General features: G+C 55.3%; 17 protein-coding genes. 5 read left to right on the plus strand and 12 right to left on the minus strand.

Annotated elements, in window-relative coordinates; translation table 11 throughout:
- Positions 1–196 precede the first annotated feature (196 nt).
- Entirely contained in the window at positions 197–676 is a 480-nt protein-coding gene (locus ACN28Q_RS05940; RefSeq protein ID WP_095848930.1) for a cold-shock protein, read from the plus strand.
- Positions 677–754: 78 nt separating this feature from the next.
- On the plus strand, positions 755–916 hold the full coding sequence (locus ACN28Q_RS05945) for a YnfU family zinc-binding protein (RefSeq protein WP_165907003.1): 162 nt from the start codon (positions 755–757) through the stop codon (positions 914–916).
- A gap of 3 nt (positions 917–919) precedes the next feature.
- Here the strand turns inward: ACN28Q_RS05945 and ACN28Q_RS05950 are convergent, their stop codons facing one another.
- From ACN28Q_RS05950 to ACN28Q_RS05965, 4 genes are all read right to left on the minus strand, one after another.
- Positions 920–2,380: a GGDEF domain-containing protein gene (locus tag ACN28Q_RS05950; protein WP_183096668.1), complete on the minus strand. Its 1,461-nt coding sequence runs from the start codon at positions 2,378–2,380 to the stop codon at positions 920–922.
- A 325-nt stretch (positions 2,381–2,705) separates the two neighbouring features.
- A complete protein-coding gene (locus ACN28Q_RS05955) occupies positions 2,706–3,257 on the minus strand; it encodes a flavodoxin family protein (RefSeq protein WP_095845503.1) in 552 nt (183 codons plus the stop codon).
- A gap of 813 nt (positions 3,258–4,070) precedes the next feature.
- The gene (locus ACN28Q_RS05960) at positions 4,071–4,268 is read right to left on the minus strand and encodes a hypothetical protein (RefSeq protein WP_121525268.1); all 198 of its coding nucleotides are present in this window, start codon (positions 4,266–4,268) and stop codon (positions 4,071–4,073) included.
- A gap of 529 nt (positions 4,269–4,797) precedes the next feature.
- Positions 4,798–4,971 (minus strand): YdcA family protein, encoded by a 174-nt coding sequence (locus tag ACN28Q_RS05965; protein WP_165907002.1) that lies wholly within the window; start codon positions 4,969–4,971, stop codon positions 4,798–4,800.
- Positions 4,972–5,452: 481 nt separating this feature from the next.
- Here ACN28Q_RS05965 and ACN28Q_RS05970 point away from each other — a divergent pair, with 481 nt between their 5' ends.
- Complete coding sequence (locus ACN28Q_RS05970) at positions 5,453–6,499, plus strand: glycerol dehydrogenase (RefSeq protein WP_230469398.1); 1,047 nt, start codon at positions 5,453–5,455, stop codon at positions 6,497–6,499.
- A gap of 75 nt (positions 6,500–6,574) precedes the next feature.
- On the opposite strand, the gene ACN28Q_RS05975 is transcribed toward ACN28Q_RS05970, so the two are convergent.
- The 7 genes from ACN28Q_RS05975 to ACN28Q_RS06005 all read right to left on the minus strand — a co-directional run bounded on the left by ACN28Q_RS05975 (position 6,575) and on the right by ACN28Q_RS06005 (position 13,259).
- On the minus strand, positions 6,575–6,889 hold the full coding sequence (locus tag ACN28Q_RS05975) for a Dabb family protein (RefSeq protein WP_095845505.1): 315 nt from the start codon (positions 6,887–6,889) through the stop codon (positions 6,575–6,577).
- Between the two features lie 63 nt (positions 6,890–6,952).
- Positions 6,953–8,557, minus strand: a complete 1,605-nt coding sequence (locus ACN28Q_RS05980) for an ABC transporter ATP-binding protein (RefSeq protein ID WP_095845506.1) — start codon at positions 8,555–8,557, stop codon at positions 6,953–6,955.
- Between the two features lie 9 nt (positions 8,558–8,566).
- Positions 8,567–9,370, minus strand: a complete 804-nt coding sequence (locus ACN28Q_RS05985; protein ID WP_095845507.1) for an ABC transporter permease — start codon at positions 9,368–9,370, stop codon at positions 8,567–8,569.
- 47 nt (positions 9,371–9,417) lie between these two features.
- Positions 9,418–10,407, minus strand: a complete 990-nt coding sequence (locus tag ACN28Q_RS05990) for an ABC transporter permease (RefSeq protein ID WP_095845508.1) — start codon at positions 10,405–10,407, stop codon at positions 9,418–9,420.
- Between the two features lie 6 nt (positions 10,408–10,413).
- Positions 10,414–11,955, minus strand: coding sequence for an ABC transporter substrate-binding protein (locus ACN28Q_RS05995; RefSeq protein WP_095845509.1), 1,542 nt, complete (start codon positions 11,953–11,955; stop codon positions 10,414–10,416).
- Positions 11,956–12,025: 70 nt separating this feature from the next.
- Positions 12,026–12,928 carry a homocysteine S-methyltransferase family protein gene (locus tag ACN28Q_RS06000; RefSeq protein WP_095845510.1) on the minus strand — a complete coding sequence of 301 codons (903 nt, stop codon included), beginning with the start codon at positions 12,926–12,928 and terminating at the stop codon, positions 12,026–12,028.
- 160 nt (positions 12,929–13,088) lie between these two features.
- The gene (locus tag ACN28Q_RS06005) at positions 13,089–13,259 is read right to left on the minus strand and encodes a VOC family protein (RefSeq protein ID WP_183096669.1); all 171 of its coding nucleotides are present in this window, start codon (positions 13,257–13,259) and stop codon (positions 13,089–13,091) included.
- A 98-nt stretch (positions 13,260–13,357) separates the two neighbouring features.
- Here ACN28Q_RS06005 and ACN28Q_RS06010 point away from each other — a divergent pair, with 98 nt between their 5' ends.
- On the plus strand, positions 13,358–14,269 hold the full coding sequence (locus ACN28Q_RS06010; RefSeq protein WP_095845511.1) for an alpha/beta hydrolase: 912 nt from the start codon (positions 13,358–13,360) through the stop codon (positions 14,267–14,269).
- Positions 14,270–14,278: 9 nt separating this feature from the next.
- Here ACN28Q_RS06010 and ACN28Q_RS06015 read toward each other — a convergent pair whose 3' ends face one another.
- Positions 14,279–14,680 (minus strand): nuclear transport factor 2 family protein, encoded by a 402-nt coding sequence (locus tag ACN28Q_RS06015; protein WP_095845512.1) that lies wholly within the window; start codon positions 14,678–14,680, stop codon positions 14,279–14,281.
- A gap of 167 nt (positions 14,681–14,847) precedes the next feature.
- On the opposite strand from ACN28Q_RS06015, the gene ACN28Q_RS06020 reads away from it, so the two are divergent.
- On the plus strand, positions 14,848–16,032 hold the full coding sequence (locus tag ACN28Q_RS06020) for an ABC transporter substrate-binding protein (RefSeq protein ID WP_095845513.1): 1,185 nt from the start codon (positions 14,848–14,850) through the stop codon (positions 16,030–16,032).
- Position 16,033 lies beyond the last annotated feature (1 nt).

Here is a 16,033-nt window from a genome sequence, read left to right on the forward strand (position 1 = left end):
TAAATAAAAAGTGAAAAACTCGGTAGAACGCCAGGTTAGATGCCCACACTGCATACACACGGCGCCATTTGCGGAGATATTCTCTTCAAGCGCCGCAAACATTGGGCTAACAGCAGCAGCCGGGGCCCCTTTCCCTGTCATAGCGCGGCATTCCACGTTATGATTAGCACAGGATTAACGACTTTAGAGAATAATGATGAACGGCAAGATAACGACTTTTTTTGCAGACAAAGGCTTCGGCTTTATTCGCGATGAGAACGGGGAAAATCGTTATTTTCACGTGGTCAAAGTGCAAAACCCAGAGCTTATCAAGAAAGATGCAACGGTCACCTTTGAGCCAACCAATAACGCCAAGGGTCCATCGGCCTACGCCGTCAAAGTACAGGCGCCAAGCAAATACATCATCATCGCCAATGAACGGATTAAGATTTCCAGCATTAAATCGTTCCACACCTTTACCCAGGAAGTCCCGGTAAAAACCGAGATCGATAAGGAAAACACCGTGCTATCGGTTGGCCTGCTGATGAACCGCATCCGGCCAGAGGCCGCTCAGGATCCCGCAGCGACGCAAACTTTGCGCATGCTGTCAGTGGCCACCTTCCAGAACGCTACGCATACTTTCTCAGAGCATGAAATCGACATCGACGAAACGCTCGACATGCTTAAACAACTGTGAAATAAGGCGGGAAAATAATCGAGGCAGTTTAAAACTACCTGTGTTAGCGTGGTTCTTTACTTTACGCAGGTCGTTGTTATGCCCCATTCCCGCAGCGTTAAAGGCTACACTGAACGCACCACGCCGATTGCCTGCCCCAAATGCGCCTATGTCACCAAGCAACAGTGCTCACGCCTGCAGGAAAACGTCGAGTTGATCTGCCCCAACTGCGGCGTTCGTTTTCAACCCAAGCAGGCGTAATTCTTATTTAAATTTGACATAGCCAAGGCTGTTGCCATTTACCACGTTGAAAGATTCCACGTGATTGCGGCCCAGGGATTTGGCGCGATACAGCGCGATATCGGCCATGTTCATGACCTGCTCCAACGACTTCACCTCATTCATCGCCAGGCTGGCGACGCCGATGCTAATCGTCACCTTCAGTGGAACATTGCTGCCCGAATCCAAATCCGCCTGTTCGATCAGCTTGCGCAAATGCTCGGCCAGCGCAACCGCCTGCACCGCCAACGCACGCGGCATCACGATCGCAAACTCTTCGCCCCCCAGACGGCCGAACAGCTGATCGTTGTGCAATTCACGCCGCAGAATATGGGCAAAGGACGCCAATACCCGATCGCCCACCACATGGCCGTGGGTATCGTTTATCAGTTTGAAATGGTCTATATCAATCAACAGCAGCGACAGTGCTTCTTTCGATTTGTGTTTCTGCTCCAGCAGTTCGCTGGCCTTGCTGGTCAGCGCGCTACGCGTTAAGACGCCGGTCAGGAAATCATGATTGGCGCTGTGCTCCAGTCGCCGTAACAGCTTGCGATTCACGGCGATTGAGCTCGACAGGATCAGAGGCCCCATCACCAGCATCGCGATGCCCAACCGCGCCGACATCAGCGTATCGATGAACTCATTGTGGGCGTTTGGCGCGCCATACAGCAGCAGATTGGCAGAAATACTGACGATTTCGGTAACCCCGGTCAGCAACGAGAGCAACGTCACGGTAAAGAGTTGATAGCGCACCGCACACCACAGCAGCGCAGGGATCGGGAAAGCAATCGCCCCCGGCCCGCCAATATACACGCTGAAAAGCAGAGACAGCAGCAACACCAGCAGCGGCACACTATTTCGCAGTTGCCAGTTGAAACGCATGTTCAGCAATTGCTTCATGCGCGGCGCAGCCAAAAATACCGGCAAGATCAGCAGATTGGTGGAGAACTGTTCGCTAAACCATGCCGCCCAGGCCACCACAAACGGGTTATTGTATAGGTTGTCATGGCGCACCACCGACATCGTCGACGCAACGGCAGCGCCAAGCAGGCTGGCGGTAAACAGGTAAAGAATCGCCTGCGGCTGCCCCATCCGCCGTTGTGATTGCGGCAGTATCAACATAACGCTGTAGCCGATGCCGATCATCGCCATGTTACAGGCATTAAGCCACAGCGCCATCGACCAGTGTTCACCGGTCACCAGATCGGAGACGATCATCCCCAGATAAATCACCACCCAGCCGGGCCGTGTGGCATAAGCAGGCTTGCGCAGCAGCAGCCCGAGCAAAATGGCATTCACCGGCCAAAACAGCGACAGTGAATCAATTGGCCGAGTAAAAACGCCCACCAGCGACAATAAAAAAGCCAGTAGAAAAAGATTAATCAATTGGACCGTCAAAGGCAGCCCATGTTTAGTATTTATTCTGGCATCCATAACCTTGTCCATAATCCCATAATAACCAGAATAATTATGCGCATATTCGCGTGCTCGGCAACTTGATAGGATAAATAAACCTGATTGAAACGAAGAAACCAAGTCTAATCAATACATAACGAACATCAACTTTTGTTTAACAGAATCATCCTAACCGCAGCGTAATGTATTGTCATTCAGTTCACCGCGCATCATTGCGCCAATAAGACACCACGCCGCTCATCCAGAGCCGCGGGTAAAGCCAAACAGCCAAACACAATCTCGCCGTGACAAAAAAAAGCCACGGTGCTGGAGTGATCGTAACGCCCCACGCGAAAGTGGGGCGGGAAGCATACTATTAGGCCAGTTTTGCGGCTACCGCCGCAATGCGCTGCCCATATAGCGTAGCGGTTTCCAAATCGCCGGTCAGCATTTCATCCACACTGGCATCCGCCGGGGTTTGCGCCAGCAGGCCAACCGAGCCCCCCAGGTTGTTGACGTCGGTACGCTGCGCCGCCTTGGTATTAGCCGGCAGCAGCCCCAGGCTGACCCACAGCCCACCGTGCTGTGAAGCCAGCGTCTGCAGCGCAATCAGCGTCACCTGCTTATCACCGTTCAAACTGGCGCTGTTGGTAAAGCCGCCGAACACTTTATCTTTCCACTTACCGGCAAACCAGGCTTTGGAACTGGCATCGGCAAACTTCTTGAATTGCCACGACGGGCCGCCCATATACGTTGGCGAGCCGAAAATAATGGCATCGGCTTCATCCAGCGTTTGCCAGGCCTGTTCACTGATGTTGCCTTCCGGATCGATGGCGATCAGTTCAGCACCCGCGCCCTCTGCCACCGTTTTTGCCAGACGTTCCGTGTGGCCGTAGCCGGAATGATAAATAACCACAGTCTTAGCCATAATATACTCCTGAAGTTGAATTACCGCAGCGGGCGCATGGCCCGCTATCGAGTGGGTTCTCTACCCTAAATAATTCGAGTTACAGGCCAACAATGCCAACACACCTACAACTTGAAGTATGACGGGTACCTAATAATCTAGTGCGTTCCGCCCTTGGGTAACAGCAATTCATCGGGCTCAATGATAAAAAGTGCCCTTCGGCCTGCTGGCTCTGCGGCTCACCGCAGTAATGGGTAAAAAAAATCCCGCTCGCGGCGGGATAAAGGATGGGAATGAATAATACGCTACAGGAAGGAATAAGGAGTAACACACAACATCATCGGGTAGGACTACCCTACCAAGGTGAGTGTATAGATTTGTCATCATCAGGTAAGTTTGCCTGGCCAGATGTAACCTTGAATTCAAACGCGACAAACAGCAGCCCAACCACGTTTTTTAGCCGGGATGAGGTTATTCCTATTTCAATTAGCAAGCAGGAGGAGTTCTTGTGCAGCCAGAGGCCAGAAGATATTCTGCAATGGTCGCATCCGGGCCCGCAATGCCCTTTTGTGACCACCTTTGTAACGTTTTAGCTAAGCATTTCGCCGCCTGATAACAGGCGGCTTTTTTCATGCCCGGATACAATATAAAACCCCGGCCATGGCCGGGGTGAGGCGCTACATCGGTTACCATGTGCAATAATACAACGGTGAACGTCGGCAATAATGACAAGCAATCATAACGATAAAAAAACTAAAAATTCATCCGATTGCCATATTTAGATAATAAAAAATATTGCGCATGGTTAAGATGCAGATATTTAAATGGAATTAATTAACCATATAAACATGGGAAAACTTTAGGTAAATCAGAGCTTGCCAGCCTGACTTCACTTTCCGGGTGGATATTGTAAGATCCATCCCCCCATTTAACGCCATATTGGGAAGCACTTTCAGAGCGTATCACGTTAATAACCTGGCCTTTCTTATTCTCTGAAATAAGCTTAACGATACTGCCAACAGGATATTTCATACATAAACCTCCAAATAGTGTTGCAAAGCTATCAAGGGATTAAGAAATACCGACAACGGCACTACCACCGCGAACCTAAGCGCAGTAGCGCCCGGCCACGGTCTAAAAAATATATTAACGCTGGCGGGCGTTGTCAACTCCAGGGAAATAGAATTTAATTAATTTAAAATCAATCAATTACATAATTTCCGTGATCCAGTTAACGCTTAATATTTCGTCTTCCCGGCGGTTCCTGGCGGCAATGACCGCCCCACCCCGGCCAAATGTACGCAAAACATCTGTATCGCCGTTGCACTGACAATATGCCGCACAGCGGCCGGATCTTAAGCAACGATATGAACCCGGCTGCGACAGTTGCTTACCACACCGGCAACCCACGCGCCAGCCGCAAACCATAGGGAACACATCAACCTGGACTCACCCCCAGGGGAAGGGCGAAGAGCCGCTCAGATAGGATATAACCCCAACAAACACGACCAACACCACCAGAGTAATAAAAAATAATCTCACGTTCTCCAACCTTTTCGGCCTAACGGCACATTTTTTTCGACTTGCTGATTGAACCATCATGACAAACAAATTTCCCACCCGCACAGTGGGATATGCCGCCTTTTTTACCGGAACACGGCGTATTAGCAGCGGCCGCCGCCAGCGTGAAAAGTGACATAAGTGACAAACAAAACACGAAAACGATTTTTTTCATCTGGGCTCCTGCGAATCGCGCCAGCGATCTTCTCACGCATCACTTGCGATAGCTATACCAAAATGCCCCGCAGCCGATCAAGAGCGACCACGGAAAAAACCATGTTAATTCATTAAGATAATTAATATCACCAGGGTGAGCTCCAGCCAGCGCTAACCCCATAGTTCGGTTACGCAAGTAGGGCTAACTCCCCCCAGCGTTCAATAAAAGCCCACCTGGAAAATTCACTGGACAAAAACAAAAAAATAATCTTATTTCATTATATTATAATCCTATACAAATACCGCCATTCATATCAAAATAACTTAAGGGAAAGGCTAAATTGAGCCAGATCAATTCAGGCCCGACTTTCATTTGATTAGCAAGCATTCAAATATCTATAGTATTTTTAAAAATTTAGTACAATACAAAAAAGGAATAATCCGTGTCCAATCACCGCTCAATATCATCCCCAAAGAAATTTATCATCGCAAAAGATCTCATGCTGGATCCCAGTGCATATATTCATGACTTCGGTAATAAAGCGCTTATTGTTTGCGACGTTTTCTTTCTGGATACCGTCAACTCAACGACTAAATTCAACCTGCAAAAAAACAATGTCGGCAGCGTTATAGAAAAATTCGCGGGTGAATGTACACAGAAAGAAGTCGATCGCCTGTGTGAAATACGAGAAAAAAATAGTTGTGATGTTATTGTCGGCATCGGCGGCGGGAAAACACTGGATGCAGCAAAAGCCGTTGCTTACCAACATAAAAAACCCGTCATCATCGTTCCAACCATCGCTTCCACTGATGCCCCATGCACCGCCCTGTCCGTGCTATATAAAGAAAACGGTGAATTTGATAAATATCTGTTCCTGCCGGAAAACCCGGATGCCGTATTAGCCGATCCAAACGTATTGGTTAAAGCGCCGGCGCGCTTTTTCTCTGCCGGCATCGGCGACGCGTTGGCCACCTACTTTGAAGCCCGCGCCTGCTACAACGCCGATGGCCTGAACCTGATCCTGAGAAAACCGTCCGCGACCGGCCTGGCTATCTCCAAGCTGTGCTTTGATCTGCTGAAAGCCAACGTCGAGCAGGCGATGATCTCCGTGGAAAATAAAGTCAGCTCGCCGGCTTTCGAAGCCTGCCTGGAAGCCACCATCTACGCCAGCGGCGTGGGCGCTGAATCCGGCGGCCTGGCCGCGGCCCATGCGGTGAACAACGGTATGTCCGTGGTGCCGGAATTACACCGGGCTCAGCACGGCGAAAAAGTGGTGTTCGGTCTGTTAACCCAGCTGGTGCTGGAAAACACGCCGAAAGAAGAGCTGGAAGAAGTCATTAATATCATCAAAATCGCCAAACTGCCGCTGTGCCTGGAAGACTTCGGCCTGACGGAATGGAAAGAAGCAGAGTGGCGTGCCGTTGCTGAAGTGGCCTGCGCCGAAGGCGACACCATGGGTAACATGGTAAGAAAAGTCACGGCGAACGATGTCTATGATGCGATGAAAGTGGCTGACTCACTGGGTAAATATTATCGCGATAAATAAACCGCCAAATACCTGAACCGGTTTACTACGCAAAAGCGGCCCTACGGCCGCTTTTCTATTTATTCTTGCCCCTTCTTAACTCACGCTGCTCGGCAATACCGGGTAATCAAAGACGATAATATCGCTCAGCAATGGCCGGAAGATCGCTTTTAAGGCATCGTGCTGCGGGTGCGGTAAATAGCGTTCACGCGTCTGCTCATCGCGGAAAGTCATCATCACACAGTGGCTAAAGCCGGCATTTTTCCCTTCAGGGCTGTCATTGTTGCCCCACTCAACGGCCAACACCCCGTCGATATGCTCGGGCATATGCAAAAACGCCTGTTTTAGCCTTTCGATTTCGCTCGCTGGGGCATCATCCTTAAAGGTAATCAACAAAATATGGCGTATCATCTATAAACTCCTATCGCAATTCCCTGTGCCAAGGATACGCCGTTGTGAACGGCGTTTCATCCCTCACCCCACGTGCGCGGCCTCAGCCAATTTCTCCTGCAACCAGCCAGCGCGCATCTCCGGCACCGAGTGCAGTAAGGTGTAAGTGTAATTATCCAGTGGCGGTGTGAACACCCGATCCAGTTCCCCCCGGCGCACGATATCGCCGTGGCGTAGCACAATCACCTCATCGGCAATCGCCCGCACCACGTTCAGATCGTGAGTGATAAACAGCAAAGCAATGCCCGTTTCCTGCTGAATGGATTTCAACAGCGCCAGCACATCGCGCCCAACCAGTGGATCCAACGCGGAAGTGGGCTCATCACAGACGATCACCTGCGGCTCAACGGCCAGAGCGCGGGCGATACACACACGCTGTTTTTGCCCGCCGGAAAGGTGGCTGGGATAACGTTCAGCCAATTCGGCAGGCAAGCCAACCTGTTGCAACAGGCGGTGGATACGCGCCCGGCGCTCATCGGCAGGCAGCGCCGTCAGGCACTGCATCGAACGTTCAATTTGCTGGCCAATGGTCAAACACGGATTCAGGGCCGTATCTGGGTGCTGATGGATCATCTGTATCGCGCCAAGCTGCTGCCGGCTACGCTTCGCCAGCGTGGCCGGCAGTGGCTTCCCTTCCAGCGTAACCGCCCCATGCTGCGCCGTCGCCAGGCCGCAGATCACCCGGCCGATCGTCGACTTACCCGCGCCGGATTCACCGATCAGCGCCAGCGTGCGCCCACGCCCGAGCGCCAGCGAGATATCTTGCAAGATCGGCTGCTGGTTGTACTGCAACGACACATCCTTCACTTCCAACACCGGCGCGGCGGCCGGGCGCGGCACGTGAACATCGCCATAAGTATGCAGCAGCTCACGCGTATAGGCCGCTTGCGGCGCGGCCAACAGCGCAGCGGTACTCCCCACTTCAACCTGCTTACCGTAGCGCAGTACCATAATCCGCTGGGAGACCTGCGTCACCACCGCCAGATCGTGGCTGATATAAATCGCCGCCACGCCGTTTTGGCGGATCACCGCATCAATGGCGCGCAGCACTTCAAGCTGAGTGGTAACATCCAGCGCGGTGGTCGGTTCGTCAAAAATGATCAGATCCGGCCCGGCGCAGATGCTCATGGCGATCATCGCGCGCTGCAGCTGGCCGCCGGAAACCTGGTGCGGATAACGGTGGAAGAAGACTGCCGGCTCCGGCAGCAACAGTTGCTCAAACAGCGTGATGGCGCGCGCTACCGTCTGTTGGCGGTTGAATACGCCGTGGCGCAGCGCGCTTTCAATCACCTGCTCGCCAATCTTTTTCGCCGGGTTAAACGCCGCCGAGGCTGACTGCGCTACATAGGCGATTCGGCTGCCGCGCAGTTTGCGCAGTTGGCGCTCTGGCATTCTCGCCATATCCCGGCCCTCAAACAGAATGCGCCCGCCAGTGATGTTCATCCCCTGGCGGCAGTGGCCCAGGATCGCCTGGCCAATGGTCGATTTGCCGGCGCCGGATTCGCCAATCAGCCCCAGCACCTGCCCCTTGTTCAGGGTGAACGAAATGTTGTCTACCAGTACGGCATCGCCCGCGCAAACCTGCAGTTGATCAACCTGCAGCAAGGGGAAAGAAGAAAGTGTGCTCATCGCGGGCTCCTACCAACTGCGGCTATGGCGGCTAAGCAACCAGTCCGCCACGCTGTTCAAACAAATGGCCAGCAGCGCAATGGCCGCACCGGGTAGCAACGCCGCCCACACGCCGAATAAAATGCCGTCTTTATTATCCCGCGCCAGCCCGCCCCAATCCGCCGTCGGCGGCTGAATGCCCAGGCCAAGGAACGACAGCGAAGAAAGGAACAGCAGCACAAAAATAAAGCGCAGCGCAAATTCGGCGATCAAGGTAGTGAATGCGTTGGGCAAAATCTCGCGCCACAGGATCCAGCTCACCGAATCCCCACGCAGGCGCGCCACCTCGATAAACTCCTGCGAAGAAATGTCCACTGCCAGCGAACGCGCCACGCGCAGCACGCGGGTGGATTCCAGCACGCCCAGCACCAGAATAATCATCGGGATGGTTTTCGGCAGCAGCGCCAACACCACTAACGCCAGAATCAACGTTGGGATCGCCATTAAAATATCGTTAAGGCGTGAAATGAGCTGATCGACCCAGCCACGGCAGAAACCCGCCAGGAACCCCAGCAAGGTACCAAGAACGAACGCCAGCAGCGTGGCAAGCGCGCTGACGCCCAGCGACGTTTGCGTGCCCCATACCAGGCGGGAAAACAGATCGCGCCCAAGATTGTCGGTGCCTAACCAATACTGGGCCGATATGCCCTCCCAGGCGCCGCCGACAACCTGATCGGCGCTATAGGGCGCGATCCAAGGGGCGCAAAGCGCCACCAAAATAAACAGCAGCATACCCAGCATGCCGGGAATAGCGGATAACTTCAGGCTAAACATCCAAAGGTATTCCTTGTTTCTTAAACATATCGGGGCCGCCGATGCCCTTAACGGCCATGCAGCAAGCGCGGGTTGGCAACCAGCGCCACCACGTCTGCCAGCAGATTCAGCAGAATGTAAATGGCCGCTAAAAGCAGCGCACAGTCCTGGATCACCGGGATGTCACGCTTGCTGATACTGTCGACCATATACTGGCCAAGGCCGGGATAGACAAATACGTTCTCGACGATCACCACGCCCACCATCAGGTAGGCCAGGTTCAACACGATCACGTTAATGATCGGCCCCCAGGCGTTGGGCAACACGTGGCGAAATAGGATCGCAGAAGAAGAAAGCCCTTTCATCAAGGCGGTATCCACATAGGCGGCGTTCTGTGCATTCACCAGCGCCGCACGCGTCATATTACTCATATGCCCTAGCACCGCCAGGATCAACGTCAGGCACGGCAGCGCTATCGCCAGCAGCCGCTGGCCGAACGGCATGCCCTCAGAGATACTGCCGTTGCTCGGCAGCCAGAACAGCGTGATGGAAAAGACCAGTATCAGCAGGTAGCCAGAGAAAAACTCCGGCAGCGATACCGCTGTGCGGGTAAACAAGCTCAGAACCCGATCCGGCCAGCGGCCCTGGTAGCGGGCGCAAAGAAAGCCAATCGCCAGCGACAGCGGCACCGCCACCAGCGCTGTGAAAAACGCCAGCGACAGGCTGTTGCCCAAGCGCTCAAGCAGCACCGGGCCAATCGCCTCGCGCGTGGTGAAACTGTGGCCGAAATCCCCTTGCAGCACGCCGGCAAGCCAGCTCAGATAGCGCTGCATGGCGGGTTGATCCAGCCCCAACTGTTGATTCAGGGCGGCCACCGCCTGTGGCGTGGCGGTCTGCCCGAGAATCGCAGTCGCCGCGCTGCCGGGCAACAGTTGAATGCCAGCAAAGATCAGCAGCGAAACCACCAGCAGCATCACCACACCGGCCAGCAAACGCTGGCCGATCAGCTTAAGCAGTACCAGGCGCAGGCCCCCATTTAATGTGGCTGAATTATCCATCGGCCGTTACGCCAACCAGACTTTTTCCGCAGCACGGTTGCCACTCATGGTGAACCCCGGAATAGCGGTAAAGCCTTTTACTTTGTTGCTGGAGGCGTCCAACGAATCGGCGTACAACGGGATGATCTCACTGCCCTTTTCTACCAGCATCAGTTGAATATCGTGGTAGATCTGGCGGCGTTTCTGCTCATCCTGTTCGCCGCGCGCCGCGACCACCAGTTGATCGAATGCGGGCTCTTTCCACTGCGATTCGTTCCATGGAGCGTTGCTGGTAAAGACCAGCGACAACAATGCATCCGCCGTAGGCCGCATCGACCAGTTGGAAGAGACGAAGGTTTTCTTCATCCACACGTTATCCCAGAAGGCGTCGTCCGGCACCCGTTCCACATTGAGGGGGATCCCGGCGCGTTTGGCGGAAGCCTGGTAAAGCTGGCCGGCATCCACGGCGCCGGGGAAGCCGGCTTCCGCCACGGAGAGCGTCAGCGGGCCGCTGAAGCCGGTTTTCTGCCAGTGGAATTTGGCCTTTTCCGGATCGTATGGGCGCTGCGGAATATCTTTGGCGAAATACGGGCTGGACGGGAAGATCGGGTTATCGTTGGCCAGGGTGCCGTAACCGCCCAGCACGGTCTGGATCATCTGCTGGCGATCGATGGCATATTTCAGCGCCAACCGGCCATCCAGCGTATTGAACGGCGCGGCCGTCGCCAGGCCGGGGAAAGTGAAAATCTGGCTGTCGCGCGAACGCAGCAGTTGGATCGTCGGCATGTTCTTCAGCCGGCCGACGATGCGCGGGTTAACGCGGTTGATGATATGCACCGAACCGCTGACCAGCGCAGCGACCCGCGCGGTAGAATCGGACATCGCCAGGGTTTCAACCGAATCGACGTGGCCATGGGCGCTATTCCAGTGGTTTGGATTACGTTTGGTCAGCGTGCGCACGCCGGGTTTGAAGCTTTCCAGAATGAAGGCGCCGGTGCCGATGCCCTTATCAAAGCTTTCATTTTCCGGCGTAATCACGAAGTGCACATCGCTCAACAAAGCAATGAACTCCACGTTCGGTTCCTGCAGCTTGATCGTCACCTGGTGAGTGTCGGTCGCCGTGATCGATACCACAGGCTCCAGATAGCCTTTGACCGAGGAGCTGGAATCTTTCGCGCGGTGGTGGTTCAGTGAATAAATAACGTCTTTGGCGCCCAGCGTACGGCCATCGTGGAACGCCACACCTTTACGAAGGTTGAGGATCCAGGTACGGCTGCCATCCTGTGTTTCCCAGGATTCCGCCAGCGACGGCACGATCTTGCCCTGCTCATCAACGTCAACCAGGCAGTTGAACAACTGCGATCCGACAACGTACATGTAAGACTCGAACCAAAACGCCGGATCGAGCCGATCGGTTGTCGAGCCATTATCCATGCCGATGACCAGGTGGCCGCCCTTTTTCGGCGTGCCCGCGGCGTCTTGTGCCCATGCTGAAGAAAGTGGCCAACTGCTAAAGGCCGCCGCCGCCGCAACGGCGCCCGTGGTTTTTAAAAAATGACGACGATTCATGATGTTGTTTTTCCTGGGTTTTGTTTTTATGCCCTGGGTTAACCACAGGGGGATTTTATTTTTCTTTTGGTTATTTCAATGCATGCGCCAGCGCCGCAATGTGCTCCGGGCCAATGCCGCAACAACCGCCCACCAGCGTGGCCCCGGCCTGCTGCCATTCGCGCGCCCACTGTAGGTAGCCTTGCGGATGGGTATCTTTACGCAACGCGCTCAGGCCCTGGTTGGCGCCCCCGCCGTTGCTGCCCCCTTCAAAGGCATTGGCGTAAACGCCAATGCCCGCCGTGGCGCCCAACCGAGCCAGGGTTTCATGAGCCTGCCGCACCGCAGAAAGCATCACTTCCGGGTGGCTGCAGTTAAACAACACGTTTTGCGCCCCCAGCCGGATAGCCGCAGCAACCGCATCCGTAACGCGTTCACCCGAGCGCAATACGCTGTCTGGTTTTACATCATTAATATCGTCATGCAGGCTGAAAGAGAGCCAAAGCGGCTGTGGGCTGCCTTGCAATAGCGCCTGAATGGCCTCGGCTTCGGCAATGGAACTGATGGTTTCGCCCAGCCAAAGATCGACATACGGTGCCTGGGCAGCGATAAGCACACGGTGGATGGCCTGTGCTTTGTCCCGTTCAAACAGATCGGGGCGATAAGACCCTAGCGCGGGCGGCAACGACCCCGCTACACGCACCGGCACTGCCGCCGCTGCTGCCGCTTCACGCGCCAACTGGCCAGCCAGCGCGGCCAGGCGTTGCCCATCCTGCTGGAAACGTGCTTCGCCAATGTGAAAAGGCACCACGGCATAGCTGTTGGTGGTTATCACTTCAGCACCGGCATTGATAAAGCTTTGGTGGACTTCTCGCACCCGTTCCGGCGCTTCATACAGCGCCAGCGCCGACCATTCAGGCTGGCGGAAAGGCGCGCCAATACGCGCTAACTCACGCCCCATACCACCATCGAGTATGGTTATCGAACTTCCCATTGGATAGACCCCGATCGCATAAGACTTTCTGTATGCTACACGGGTTTACGGCTATATGTCTAGACGGCTAAGCGAGTATAAATCGCCGAAAGCCAAATGGGCGCATACGATTGATCACTCCCCTTTACGCCAGCCACAGTGCGCGCCGCGCATCAGCGTCTCAGGCCGTTTGCACCGCAATGCGGTTGCCTTCGCTATCAGTGATCTCTGCAACAAATCCGGCGGCGCCGATCGCGGTTTTCGGAAACAGCGTTTCACTTCCCAACGCCGCCGCTTTCGCCAGAACATCATCAATATCGGCAACGCTGAAATAGATAACCACACCTGGCATGGGTAACCTTTGGTTACCCATTGACATCTCACCGTCATCCTCTTACCGGGTTAGCATGGTTTGATGCCGTGTTGGCAAATCGGGGGAAACAAAACGTGATGGATCGCCGTCAGTTTATCGCCGGTTCAGCCGGCGCACTTTTCGTACTGCGGATGGGAACAGGCTTCGCGCAGCCGCCGGTCGCGCCCGGCAAACCGATGACGCTGCCGTTATGGCCGGCGGTTCCGCCCGGCGGCGGCGGCCCCGCCGGCGGTGAACGTTGGTCGGCCAACGGGGCGTTGAGCCATGTAGCGCACCCGTCCCTGGCGGTTTTCCAACCGGCAAGGCCGAATGGGCATGCCGTGCTTATCGCTGCCGGCGGCGGATACAAGCGCATGGAGATGGCGAAAGAGGCATGGCCCGCCGTCGTTTGGCTGATGAATCTGGGGTATACGGCGTATGTTTTGAGCTACCGCCTGCCGGGGGAAGGTTGGCACGATGGCAACCGGGTTGCGCTGCAGGATGCGCAGCGCGCGCTGCGTATTGTCCGCAGCCGCGAGAAGCACCTAACAGTGCTTGGTTTCTCTGCCGGCGGGCATCTGCTGGGGCTGGCCGCCTGCCGCCCGGATTACCCAAGCTACCCGGCACAGGATGTGCTGGACGACACCCCGGCTTACGCCGATCGCGCGGCGTTGATCTACCCGATCATCACCCTTGAACGGCCCTATACCCACAGCGCAACGCACAAACTGCTGGCTGGCCCACATGCTACGGATGCCGTCAATGCGCAGTGGTCGGTGCAAAATTTTGTCACGCCGCGCACGCCGCCGATGTTCCTGGTGCAAGCCGAAGACGATAAAGTTTCCAACCCGGCGAATACCTTGATCATGGCCGCCGCCTGCCGGCGTGAGCACGTGGCGGTAGCATTATACCGCTACGCAACCGGCGGCCATGGCTTTGGCATGGGCCGGCCCGGCACCCCTACCGTGGCCTGGCCCACGCACTATAAAACCTGGCTCCACGCCGGCTAAGGCGGGCCGCTACTCACCCAGTGCGATTTCCGGCGCCAGAATCCACTCGGCGCTGTCATTCCACACGTCCATTTTAACGATCTTGCCGCCGCGCACTTCATAGCGATCCAGATAGCGGTTGCCGGCGAACGGGCGACCGTCCGGCCATTCGCCATACAGCGTGCCGTTGGAATACACCACGACGTGATCGCCACGATCCATCCAGTCAAACTGCCCAACGCGCTTTTTCACCCATTTATAGCGTGCGCCGTTAAAGTCGGTGATACCTTGGGTGGTGGGCATTTCACGCTTGCCGGTAAAAGTGATTTTAACCTGTGGGTGCATATAGGTCGCGGCGCGCACCGCATCGGGGGCCATCGAAGCCTCCAGAAAGCCTTTTACGATCTCAACGGCGTTTTCAATCTCAGACATAAGCACTCCTGTGTTATCACTGCACTATTTTGACGCGTCGGCACCAAAATGGCGCAACTTCGCGGGAATTAGGCGCCGTTTGGCGCGGCTTTTCAGCAATATCAAACTGGCACTCAAATTGCTAGAAATAATATACAAAATAGCTAGCAATCGACCTGAGGTGCAATATGTTCGGAAAATCACGTCTGCAAACCTGGCGCCTGCATACTGCGGCAGCCACCCTGTTTACTCTGATGTCAGCCGGCGCCCTGGCGGCGGAAGAACCGATTAAAGTCGGCCTGGTGGCGGCGCTCACCGGCCAGTCGGCCAAGTCTGGTGAAGCGCTGACGCGCGGCCTGACCATCGCCATCGACGAAATCAACGCTGCGGGGGGCGTAAAAGGCCGCCCGTTGGCGCTGGTGCGCCGCGATGACGAAAGCAACCCCAGTAAAGGCATGCTGGCGGCGCGCGAACTGATCCAGCGCGAGAAAGTGGCGGTGCTGTTTGGCGGGCTGGATACGCCGGTATCGCTGGCGATTGTGCCGTTAGCCAATCAGTTGAAAATGCCGTTCGTCGGCATTTGGGCGGCGGGCACCGGCATCACTCAAAACGGGGCGAAACAAAACTATGTGTTCCGCGTCTCGGCGGTGGATGAGCTGGTGGATGAAGCGCTGGTGGAATACGGCATCAGCAAGAAAGACATGAAAAAACCGGGCATGATCCTGGTGAACAACCCGTGGGGCGAATCCAACGAGAAAGGCTTCCGTGCCGCGTTGCAAAAGCGCAACCTGCCGATCGCCGGCGTTGAGCGTATCGAAGACAGCGATGTCGATCTGGTGCCGCAGTTAACCCGGCTGAAAAATGCCGGCGCCGATGCCTTATTGATGGTCGGCAATGTAGGCCCTTCCGCTCAGGTGGTGAAATCGCTGCATAAAATGAACTGGCAGGTGCCGGTGGTTTCCCATTGGGGGCCGGCGGGCGGGCGCTTTAGCGAGCTGGCCGGGCCGGGGGCCGATCGCGTGACCTTCATCCAAACCTTTGTCTTTACCGAACACAACTCCGCCAAGGCCGAACGGGTGCTGACGGCGCTGAAAACCAAATATCCGCAGATCAAAAGCCTGGCCGACGTTACCCCCGCCGTGGGCATCGCCAATGCCTATGACGCCATGCACCTAACCGCCATGGCGATGAACAACGCCGGCAGCCTGGACGGCACGGCGGTGCGCGACGGTTTCTACGCCATTAAAGATTACCCCGGCCTGATCAAGCACTATACGCAACCCTTCAGCCCAGAACAGCACGATGCTCTGGGGCCAAAAGACTATGTCTTCGCCCACTTCGTCGGCGAGCAGATCGTCCCGGTTAACGAGTAAC

This window comes from Gibbsiella quercinecans, assembly GCF_002291425.1.
In the GTDB taxonomy this organism is placed as follows: domain Bacteria; phylum Pseudomonadota; class Gammaproteobacteria; order Enterobacterales; family Enterobacteriaceae; genus Gibbsiella; species Gibbsiella quercinecans.